The sequence below is a fragment of the Vulcanisaeta sp. EB80 genome, assembly GCF_002078205.2.
Window position 1 is genome coordinate 1 of record NZ_LCWN02000073.1, and the last position, 10,090, is coordinate 10,090.

11 protein-coding genes and 1 tRNA gene are annotated in these 10,090 nt (G+C 46.6%); 8 read left to right on the forward strand and 4 right to left on the reverse strand.

Going from position 1 to position 10,090, the window contains the following annotated elements; genetic code table 11:
• From B7L70_RS10520 to B7L70_RS10545, 6 genes are all read left to right on the forward strand, one after another.
• The coding region (locus B7L70_RS10520; protein ID WP_143701630.1) for a hydrogenase iron-sulfur subunit at nt 1-214 on the forward strand (214 nt) is incomplete at its 5' end.
• Between the two features lie 4 nt (nt 215-218).
• Entirely contained in the window at nt 219-515 is a 297-nt protein-coding gene (locus B7L70_RS10525) for a 4Fe-4S dicluster domain-containing protein (RefSeq protein ID WP_081228057.1), read from the forward strand.
• A 102-nt stretch (nt 516-617) separates the two neighbouring features.
• Complete coding sequence (locus B7L70_RS10530) at nt 618-1,187, forward strand: 2-oxoacid:acceptor oxidoreductase family protein (protein WP_081228060.1); 570 nt, start codon at nt 618-620, stop codon at nt 1,185-1,187.
• Between the two features lie 16 nt (nt 1,188-1,203).
• Nucleotides 1,204-1,545, forward strand: coding sequence for a 4Fe-4S binding protein (locus tag B7L70_RS10535; RefSeq protein WP_081228082.1), 342 nt, complete (start codon nt 1,204-1,206; stop codon nt 1,543-1,545).
• A complete protein-coding gene (locus B7L70_RS10540; protein WP_081228063.1) occupies nt 1,546-2,763 on the forward strand; it encodes a ferredoxin oxidoreductase in 1,218 nt (405 codons plus the stop codon).
• Nucleotides 2,750-3,715 (forward strand): thiamine pyrophosphate-dependent enzyme, encoded by a 966-nt coding sequence (locus B7L70_RS10545; RefSeq protein WP_081228066.1) that lies wholly within the window; start codon nt 2,750-2,752, stop codon nt 3,713-3,715. Before B7L70_RS10540 ends, B7L70_RS10545 begins: the two co-directional genes overlap by 14 nt.
• Before the next feature lie 135 nt (nt 3,716-3,850).
• On the opposite strand, the gene B7L70_RS10550 is transcribed toward B7L70_RS10545, so the two are convergent.
• Nucleotides 3,851-3,938: transfer RNA gene (locus tag B7L70_RS10550), tRNA-Leu, on the reverse strand.
• Nucleotides 3,939-4,050: 112 nt separating this feature from the next.
• Here B7L70_RS10550 and B7L70_RS10555 point away from each other — a divergent pair.
• Both B7L70_RS10555 and B7L70_RS10560 read left to right on the forward strand, forming a co-directional pair.
• Nucleotides 4,051-5,895 (forward strand): COG1361 S-layer family protein, encoded by a 1,845-nt coding sequence (locus B7L70_RS10555; protein ID WP_081228069.1) that lies wholly within the window; start codon nt 4,051-4,053, stop codon nt 5,893-5,895.
• Nucleotides 5,871-7,334, forward strand: coding sequence for an MFS transporter (locus B7L70_RS10560; RefSeq protein WP_081228072.1), 1,464 nt, complete (start codon nt 5,871-5,873; stop codon nt 7,332-7,334). The genes B7L70_RS10555 and B7L70_RS10560 overlap by 25 nt, the downstream gene beginning before the upstream one ends.
• Here B7L70_RS10560 and B7L70_RS10565 read toward each other — a convergent pair.
• The 3 genes from B7L70_RS10565 to B7L70_RS10575 all read right to left on the reverse strand — a co-directional run bounded on the left by B7L70_RS10565 (nt 7,331) and on the right by B7L70_RS10575 (nt 9,745).
• Nucleotides 7,331-8,311 (reverse strand): thiamine-monophosphate kinase, encoded by a 981-nt coding sequence (locus B7L70_RS10565; protein ID WP_081228075.1) that lies wholly within the window; start codon nt 8,309-8,311, stop codon nt 7,331-7,333. The genes B7L70_RS10560 and B7L70_RS10565 overlap by 4 nt on opposite strands.
• Before the next feature lie 45 nt (nt 8,312-8,356).
• Nucleotides 8,357-8,695 carry a hypothetical protein gene (locus B7L70_RS10570; protein ID WP_238376210.1) on the reverse strand — a complete coding sequence of 113 codons (339 nt, stop codon included), beginning with the start codon at nt 8,693-8,695 and terminating at the stop codon, nt 8,357-8,359.
• 141 nt (nt 8,696-8,836) lie between these two features.
• Nucleotides 8,837-9,745 (reverse strand): DUF92 domain-containing protein, encoded by a 909-nt coding sequence (locus tag B7L70_RS10575; RefSeq protein ID WP_081228080.1) that lies wholly within the window; start codon nt 9,743-9,745, stop codon nt 8,837-8,839.
• Between the last annotated feature and the right edge of the window lie 345 nt (nt 9,746-10,090).

Genomic DNA, 10,090 nt, shown 5'->3' on the forward strand with positions numbered 1-10,090 from the left:
AACCGCGAACTACAACACGGTTAGGAGGTTCGAGAATTGGAAGAAGAGGTTGAAGAACATAGGCGTTAGGGAGGAGAGATTCCAATTGAGACTATTCGGAGCACCAGACGTAACAGACCTAGTCGAAACAATGAGGGAAGCCGAGAGGGTGGTAAAAACGGTGACGAAGGAGGAAATAGAACAAACAAAACAAAAAATAAAACAACTAAGGTGAGAACATGTCCATAGATCCATCAATAAGGCAGGAAATTATCAATTACGAACCAACATTAACACTGTGCTTTCAATGCGGAACCTGCACCAGCGTATGCCCTATGACGGATTATGGTATGAACACCAGGTTGCTAATGAAGAAGCTCAACCTAGGCATTATAGATGATTGGGTTAGGAAGACGGTGTGGCTATGCCTAGGCTGTGGCCTCTGTAGGGAGAATTGCCCCAATAAGATAAACATACCTAATGTTATAAGGTTCGTTAGATCCCTGGAGTTGGCTGAGATACGTAGGAGGCGTTAGGTGGTTGCCGAATTATCCTTCCATAATCTCCGAAATTAAAAGTTATCATTTATTATTAATTTGTAAAATTGTTTTTATTATAATTAACTATAAATACCGCACATGATTGAGGAGGGGATTTACGAGATAACGTTCCTGGGGAGGGGAGGGCAGGGTGCTGTGACTGCAGCACAGATGTTGGCGCAAGCTGCAATAAATAAGGGATTGTATGCGTTGGCAAACCCTGAGTTTGGTCCTGAGAGGAGAGGTGCGCCTGTTAGGGCTTATCTTAGGGTTTCCCGAGATGTGATAGAGACCAGGGAGCCAATAATAGAACCGAACATACTACTGGTTATGCACCCTGACCTACTCAATTATTTTAGTGATTTGGTGAGTAGGACTAGGGATTACCTTGTTGTTAATGCTAAGGATGAGTCAATCATCAGTAAGGTCAGGGAATTGTTTGATGGGTCTGTCGTTTACCTAGATGCATATGCAATAGCCATGAAGCACCTGGGTAGACCCATTGTTAATACAGCAATGATCGGCGGCTTACTACGGGTTTTGGATATAATAACCCCCGAGGATGTCGAGGTTGTTATTACCAAGAACTTCCCTGGGAAGATTGCTAAATTGAATATCGAGGTACTTAGGGAGGCGTACAACGCGGTGAGGGTGGTGGGTGGTGACTGAGGGTAAGGAAATCACTATTAGTAGGGGTGCTATTGAGAGCGCTGTTAGGTTGAGGGGTTGGAGGGAGCTCCCCATTGGAGGTTACATAGTTGAGCCAGGGAACTCCGTAATAAACAAAACCGGGTCATGGAGATCCCAAAGGCCTGTTATAAACCAGGACCTCTGTATAAGGTGTAGAACCTGCTGGGTTGTTTGCCCAGAACCTGCCATCCTAGAGCTTGATAAGCCGTACACGACAAGTGGTGGTGTTAAGTATGACATCACCTACGAGGTTGATTACGATCACTGTAAGGGCTGTGGCGTGTGCGCCCGTGAATGCCCAACTAACGCCATAACCATGGTTAGGGAGGGTGAGTAGATGGAGCAGTTGGCCCTCAGGGAGAGGGAGTCCATAGTTAGGGCTAGGTTGGGTTTAACATCAAATCACGCGGCCGCCTACGCAGCTAGGGATGTGGATGTTGATGTGATTGCGGCATACCCAATAACACCGCAGACACCCACAGTTGAGAAGATAGCCGAGTTCGTGGCCAATGGGGAAATACGTGCTGAGTACATACCCGTCGAGTCCGAGCACAGTGCAATGTCAGCCCTAATAGGTGCTTCAGCAGCCGGTGCCAGGACATTCACAGCAACCTCAAGTCAGGGACTCTTTTACATGTATGAACTCCTCTACATAGCGTCGGGCCTTAGGTTACCCATTGTTATGGCGATAGCTAGTAGGGCTGCGTCGGCACCAATATGTATTCATGGTGATTACCAGGACGTGATGAGTATGAGGGATACCGGTTGGATCATGATTATTGCCTCCTCGGCTCAGGAGGTTTATGACTCAATAATCATGGCGTACAGGATAGCCGAGGACCAAAGGGTATTATTACCAGTTGCCGTGGCCTTCGATGGATTCCTAATGAGCCACACAACAGAACCCGTGGAACTATACCACGAAGAATACGTAAGAAAATTCACACCCAAGAACCTGGATAGGCTCATCCTAGATTCCTCGAGGCCCATAACCATGGGTGCAATGGCTGTCCCTGATTGGTACTATGAGATAAAGTACCAGGTAATACATGCGATGAATAACTCAATAGAGGTTATTGGGGATATTCACAGGGAATTCAATAATAGCTTTGGCAGGAGTTATGGGTTTGTTGAATCCTACATGCTTGAGGATGCTGAGGAGGTCGTAGTTACCTATGGGGGAATATGGGGAGACGTGAAGAGGGGCGTTAGGATGGCTAGGAAGGACGGCATTAAGGCTGGCGCATTGAGGATTAGATTACTGAGACCCTTCCCGGCTAGGGACATAGTTATGCCGCTCAGCAACGCCAAAACTGTCATAGTCCTGGATAGGGCAGTGAGCCCAGGCGCGACTGTTGATGGCCCCCTAGCCCTTGAGATTGCGACTGCATTAAAGCTTGAGGGTATTGATGTTAGGGTGATCTCCGCAATACATGGTTTAGGGCAGAGAACCGTATACGCTAGGGATGTTTATGAGGTGCTAAAATCGAGCCACCACGATGGAATTCAGGAAAGTAGGGTGTACCTTGGGGTGAGGGAGTATGGCTCAGGCTAAGGTTAAGCTAATTAGGTCGTTAAATGAGATACCCAGAGATGAGTACATCGCTCCGGGGCACACGGCCTGCCCAGCCTGTGGCGCCCTACTTGCAGCCAGGTTGATATTGAAGGCTACGGGACCTGATGTGGTTGTGGTTAACCCAACGGGTTGTCTCGAAGTTACAACAACAATATATCCCCTGACTTCGTGGCGTGTCCCGTATATTCACGTAGCCTTTGAGAACGCTGGTGCTGTGGCTTCGGGTGTTGAGGCTGCTATTAAGGCTATGAATACTAAGGGGTTAATGAGGAGGAGCACGAAGGTCGTTGTGTTGGCGGGCGATGGTGGTACTTATGATATTGGTTTGCAGTCTCTTAGTGGTATGCTTGAGCGTGGTCATGGTGTGCTTTATGTGCTTTATGATAATGAGGCCTACATGAACACAGGAATACAAAGATCAGGAGGAACACCTAAATTTGCAAGAACTACAACGACACCCGCCGGTACTGTGATTAAGGGTAAGATTGAGACTAAGAAGGACATAATAAGTATAGTCATCGGGCACCACATACCATACGCAGCAACAGCCAATGTTGCATTCCCCATCGACCTGTTCAACAAGGTTAGGAAGGCCATGTCCTATCTAAACGAGGGACCCGCATTCATACACGTACTGGCACCATGCCCACCAGGGTGGGGTTTCCCAGATGAGGAGATGATAGAGATTGCAAGGCTGGCGACGGAGACGGGGTACTTCCCACTTTACGAGTGGGACCATGGTAAGTTGATAATAAACCCACCAAGCGATATTTACATGGATAAAGCCAGGAGGAAGCCCATTAGTGAGTTCATTAAGAGGCAGGATAGATTTAAGCACGTTACTGATGTGGAGATAAAGGCAATAGAGCAGGAGATCGAAAACTTCCTCTCATACCTACGTAGATTATCCATGAGCTCAGGGGTTACGTGAAGATTGTGGCAAGAAAATAGTGATTAATTAATGCCCAGTTGATGGAGGAGAATTATCAATGCATAAGTCTTAAGAATGGTATGCACAGTTTTCATAAATGCCTATAACACAGCTACGAAGGATTTGTTTCTGTTTTGGTGCGGGGGGTGGGATTTGAACCCACGCAGGCCTTCGCCAACGGGACCTGAACCCGTCCCCTTTGACCTGGCTCGGGCACCCCCGCAGGTCTTGTTGTACATCGCAGACTTTTAACTTTTTCGTGATTTCCAAGTCACCGATATCTATTCGATACATGAGAAGGATTTTTAAACTGGTTTTTCCTATGCTGTTTTTCGATGGATCCGATATCACTATCTATAATAGTGTTGGCTCACTGGTTACTGAATCAACCAGTGGCGCCAGGCGAGGACTCGTACCTAGTGTTTACTGTGTTCAATCCAACGCAAACCTATTTGTTCAACGTAACTATCTACATGAATACATCCCTCATAAAGCCCATCTACTACGTGAACTCATCAATGAATTATTGCCAAATACCCGTGGTACCGCCCGAGGGTAATAGCTCATGCATAGTCTACGTACAGGTTGACCCAAGCGTATCCATGGGTATCTACCAGGTACCCATAACGGTGAACTATACCGAGGTTAACATAACAACGAGTGTCAAGCCCCTCATTGTTTATCAAACGGTTTCCATACCCGTCACCACGTTGGTGACGACAACGCTGTACAATGGTACTCCTGTGATAACAGGTGTAAAGACTGTCCCCGTGACGATACAGATACCCGAGGTAATGGGCTCCATACCCTCGGTATCGACATCCAAGAGCTCGGAGAGTGTTAATACGAATGTTTCCATCCCGGTGCTTGGTTACGTGGGCTTTGAGGCCACGGCAATCATTGGGACTCCCGACAATGTTATCCAGGCTTTACCTGGGTCCTACGTGCCGTTGACTGTGTACCTCGCGAATTATGGGAACACCCCGGTGTTCAACGTCACCGTGGCGTTAATGTCTCTGCCACCCCAGCTGGTGCCGGTGAACGTCACACAGCATATACCAGCCCTGCCTTCTGGACAGCCTGTGCCCGTGACCTTCTACGTCTACGTGCCTAGGTATGTTCCGCAGGGTAATTACACGGTTGAGTTGAGGGTTGACTATTTCACGGGTGTTGACGACGTGATAAACGCAACGTTGATAGTACCGCAGGAGCCCATAGTGTATATACAATCAATAGCCACAAACCCGCCCGAGGTCTTTCAAAGCTACCCAATGTCCCAGTTAATACTAAGTATAGTCAATATTGGGTCTGGGATAGCTTACAATGCTAAGTTGTTCATAAATGGCTCAGGCATAACGCCGTTGGTTAGCAACCCATTGATACTCGGTGCGATACCTCCTGGACAGCCCGTGCAACTAACGGTACCAATTAGCTTACCTGATTTGCCGGGTAATTACACGGTGAATGTCACGATAGTGTACAACGGAGGTGAATCAATGAGGAGTTACCTACTCGATATTAGGCCCAAGGCTAACCTGGCGGTGGTGAGTGTTAATTACCCACAACCACCAAACCCAAGCCTATCAAACCTAGGTGCCCTGCTAAGTACCATAACCTCACCAACACTCTCCCCTGGCGCTTCCAAGGTTCCAATAACAATAACGATAATCAATGAGGGGCCCGTGGAGGCTAAGAATGTGATGGTTGCAATATCGACAGGCCAGGTAATCCAACCACACGTATCCTCGAGCAACCCACTCTCGGCTCTGACGGCATCCCAGGCATTCATAGGTGACCTAAGGCCTGGGCAGGAGATAAACGTCACATTCCTAGTCGATGTTGACTCAAGTGCAAGACCCGGTAGTTACCCACTGGTACTAACCTTTGTGTGGAATCAAACTGGTTCTCTATATCCATTAACGGAGTCTGTGACCACCTACGTCACGGTAAAGCCGGCACCCAACGTACTGCTCTGGATAGTGTTTTTGCTAATAATAATCGTTATAATAATAGGTGTGATAGCCGCAGTTAGAAGACGTAGAGGATATGGTGTTAATAATAACCGTGGGTTAATGAGTAGCGCTAATAATCAACCACCAGGTGGTTACCAAGGTAGACTAGTTTCCCTTGAATTGCTGTGCGGTGGTGATGACAAGTGCGTGGAGGTGGAGTTAATCTAGGCTATGGTGAGTACGACATTAGGTATGCATGGAGGGCTACCGCCATACTCGTTACCCTAACCCTAGTCGTGATGTATACCGAAGGTATGCTAGTTCCATCGTTGCCAACAATTCAAAAGGACATGAGTATATCAACCGCAGATGCATCCTGGATATTATCAATATACATCCTGATGGGCACCCTATCCTCCGCAATAATGGGTAAGTTAGGCGATATGTATGGTAAGAAGAGAATGCTCTTCATAACAATAATCATATACACCATAGGGGCCTTCATAACAGGCTTCTCGACGAGTTACGACATGCTACTGGTGGGTAGGGCATTGCAAGGGGTTGGTATGGCGATGCTGCCCCTAGCCTTCGCCCTGGTTAGGGAGGAGTTTCCACCCCATATGATACCGCAGGTACAGGGTTTAATAAGTGCAATGTTTGGTGTTGGCATGGCTGTATCACTACCACTTGGTGCATACGTGTCCCAAACCCTCGGTTGGCAAGCCACGTACCACACGGTATACCCCTTCATAGTGCTTGAGGACTTGCTCATTTACCTTTACATTAGGGAGAGTAGGGTTAGGAATCCACAACCAATTGACTGGGTTGGCCTCTTCCTATTATCGACGTCCCTAGCAAGCGGCTTGGTTGCGGTCACAGATGCGCCAACCTATGGTTGGACTGACCCACTAGTAGTGTCATTATTGATATTATTCGTGCTAGGTTTCGGGGTATTCATCCTATACGAAAGTACAATACATAACCCGATCGTACCAATAAGCCTATTGAGCAATAGGAATGTCTTAGCATCAAACCTGGGCGTAACCCTAGCGGGCTTTGCATTATTCCTAATGGCTCAAGCACTCACATACCTATTGGAGTCGCCAAAGCCCCTGGGTTATGACTTGTCAATACTCGATGCGGGCATAATGATGGTGCCCATGGCCCTCGTGCAGATGATTGTGGCACCCATAGCTGGTAGGGTTATAACGAATGTTGGTGCTAAGAATATAGCCGTTGTTGGTTCTGCGATAGCCATAATAGGGTTGATACTCCTAACCTACACCTCATTCTACGGCTTATCTTACGTCATAGCCTCCATGTCTGTGTTGGCGGCTGGGGTTAGTATGGTCAATGTCTCGGTAATAAACATCCTAGTGTTCTCCGTGGGTAGGAAAAACATGGGCCTTGCCACGGGCCTAAACACCGTATTCAGGAACATAGGTAGCGCCTGGGGTCCTGCAGTGGCTGGTTCAATAATGAGTATGTACCAAGCATCGGTTCTAATATCACTCAAGCCGATACTATGGATAACACTCCCCGCAAAATACTCATACCAACTAATGTTCCTACTAACGAGCGCGTTATACGCCGTAGCCATACTCGTAATATTATTGTTCGCCCAGGAAATATTCGTGAAGGGTGAGATTAGGGTCATGGAGGTCTAGGTACTCCAACCAATGAAGTAGTCCCAACCCTTATATCTAAGCGTTGAACTCCCGTAATATACACCAGAGCCCTCCTCAACCTTAGCAAAAACCTCAAAGCCAAGTCTTCTAAAATCCTCTTCACAATCACTACTTATGGAGAATATGGGTAGGAACTCCTCGCCGCCATTAAATACAACCTCCTCAATGGTTATGCCAGGTATTGATTTAACTTCCTCAGCAAAATCATCACTCATGGGTAGCCTATCGACCACCACCTTAACATTACCATCCGTAGATAAGGTCCAGAGAACCTTGCCAAGCCCATCGCTTGAATCCATGCTTGCCGATATACAATCCCCATACCTCAGCAATTCGCTCAACATATTAATTGGAGGCTCTGGTCTCCTCAGCATATTGATACCTCTCTTAACGGCATCTAGGTTTAACCAATCATTGAGCCTACCATCATAGTAAAGCTTGAAGACCAACCCTGTATATCCAAACTGTGGAATAGTAACCAAGAAATCACCAATCTTGGGTCTCCTACCTATTGTGCCAATCATTGGTACGCCGACGGCAGCCACATCTATTACGTCATCAAGGCCCTCGTTTAAATCGCCACCGAGGTATCTCACACCGAAATGCCCAGCTCCATCACCTAAACCCCTAATAAGCTCCCTAAAGTCATCAATACTAGTATTACCTCTCAGGGTTATGGAAACAATAGCGTACAACGGCTTACTCAACTTTACGAAAAAGTCACTAACTACCGATGCCATAACCTTCCAACCCATATCGTAAAACGTCATGAATGGCATCCTCGATGTTGATAGTGACAGTCCATCAATCTTCACGGCAAGCCTGTACCCATTAATTTCTATGTGCTCCAGGTCATTATCCTCATAATAACCTATGATGTCCCTAATGATGTTTATAAGCCCAGTCTCCCCAATCCCCTTAATTACTACGTTATTCCCAGTATCTCGACGTTTCATGAACCTACCCAGTACCTTTTGTAGTATGATATTTAAGGAGTTTTACTACTCAATAACCTCCTCAATGAATTTGAGGACGTCCTCAGGCCCACCACTCTGTTTTATTAAATCCCATAGCCTGGAGTCCCTACATAACCTATACCTAACGATGCTCCTGCTACTATCCATCTGTAGGTAACCCTCATCATTGAGCTGCTTTAGGATGTGCTTAACGAGGGTTAAGACCACAGGTATAGCCTCGTTGAATTCTGCATACTCAAGAACCTTCTTCGGCGTAAAACTCACGCAGGTACCCCTGGCATACTTAACGGCAACCCACAAACCCCTGGCGACCAACTCCTCAATTTTCTTAAAGTCAGCATATATGTTCGTTATTTGAGTCATTAAGTATACGTGGACTGCTGGCTTTAAAGGGCTCATGGTTAAGTACGTATACGTATTAGCCCTGTATTTCCAGGCATATTTATTACATATTTATACCTGTAATTACGGTAATCCGTAAATAAATGATAAATTACGTAGTGCTTATAAATTCATAATGATTAAGTGGGGATTGAATATTAATAGCATCGTTATCAGGGCTATCATGGTTATTATGACCGAAACCAATAAATTCACATCCTCATTCTCAAGGTCGTAACTACCCATAACCCTAATAGCCCTCTCGCCGCACACATGAATGCGCCTATCAGTCATGACACCGCACTTAGGGCATCTGTATTTGGGCTGAAGCAAGGCACCGAAGGCGCTATCCATAACCTCACCTAAATAACCAAGCAGTAACACAATAACCACGAACCAAAGATTAACAAGGTTAACGTGATAAATAAAACTAGTTAAGTACTGTGCGCCCAGGTATATAAGGGCTATGATCGATGAGCCAAGCAATGAACTAACCTCACCCATTAACGTAACCCCACCAGATACGCCAGGGTCAACCTTGACCCACGGTTTTATCAGTAAGCGGGGCTTAGATTTACTTAAAACACCGAGTTCCGAGGCCCACGTATCGGCGTTCGAATACGCCATGCCCACAACCGATGCCGTTAGCAATAGCTGGTAAAGCGATGTATCGTTTGTGAGGTACGCCGTGCCCGCTAATAGTGCCAGTGTACCTGGTACTAAACCCACGGCGAGCACCTGCTTCCAATTCCTGCCCCTAATATCCTCCGCGGTACCGAGCTCCTCCTTCCTCTCCTTACCAACCCTAGTAACGAAACTGGAACTACCCAGGAAGGTGGCGAAGGGTATGATTGCTGAGGGACCGCCAATAAGGATCATAAAACCCACGAGTGCTGATGGTACTAGGGCATCCCTGGTAATTACTCTAGCCCTTAATGCGGCGTATGCCAATAACGCTGATAATACTAGTGATACTATAACGATTGTTGCGTATAAACCTACTTCATTATTAATAATTATTAATTCATGCATCAGTTAGTGGCATAGTTGGATTTTTTAAGTATTATTTCGAGACTAAATAGGGTAGGGAATGCGTTAAAAGTTGGTGATGTATTAGGTTTTTAGTGATGATACAGAGTTACGCAGAACCTGTGACGACAACTTGCCCGGCTGATCTTGATTGGTCAAACCTCGTCCTTCAGGGCGGGGTCGTCCCACTGCGTGGGTTAGGTTTTATTAACCCTGGCTTTGTTGTTTGTTTGTGCCCTCCCTCGGTGAATTCTTTCAAGATGGGGAGCGGGGGCCGACTACTCCCGCAATACCGGGGGAGGGCGTTTATCCTGTTGAGTTCACGAATGTGAGGACTAATGTTGTTAG

Coding starts and splice junctions, on each gene's coding strand:
- B7L70_RS10525 (WP_081228057.1), top strand. CDS start 219: ATGTCCATAGATCCATCAATAAGGCAGGAAATTATCAATTACGAACCA.
- B7L70_RS10530 (WP_081228060.1), top strand. CDS start 618: ATGATTGAGGAGGGGATTTACGAGATAACGTTCCTGGGGAGGGGAGGG.
- B7L70_RS10540 (WP_081228063.1), top strand. CDS start 1,546: ATGGAGCAGTTGGCCCTCAGGGAGAGGGAGTCCATAGTTAGGGCTAGG.
- B7L70_RS10545 (WP_081228066.1), top strand. CDS start 2,750: ATGGCTCAGGCTAAGGTTAAGCTAATTAGGTCGTTAAATGAGATACCC.
- B7L70_RS10555 (WP_081228069.1), top strand. CDS start 4,051: ATGGATCCGATATCACTATCTATAATAGTGTTGGCTCACTGGTTACTG.
- B7L70_RS10565 (WP_081228075.1), bottom strand. CDS start 8,311: ATGAAACGTCGAGATACTGGGAATAACGTAGTAATTAAGGGGATTGGG.
- B7L70_RS10570 (WP_238376210.1), bottom strand. CDS start 8,695: ATGACTCAAATAACGAACATATATGCTGACTTTAAGAAAATTGAGGAG.
- B7L70_RS10575 (WP_081228080.1), bottom strand. CDS start 9,745: ATGCATGAATTAATAATTATTAATAATGAAGTAGGTTTATACGCAACA.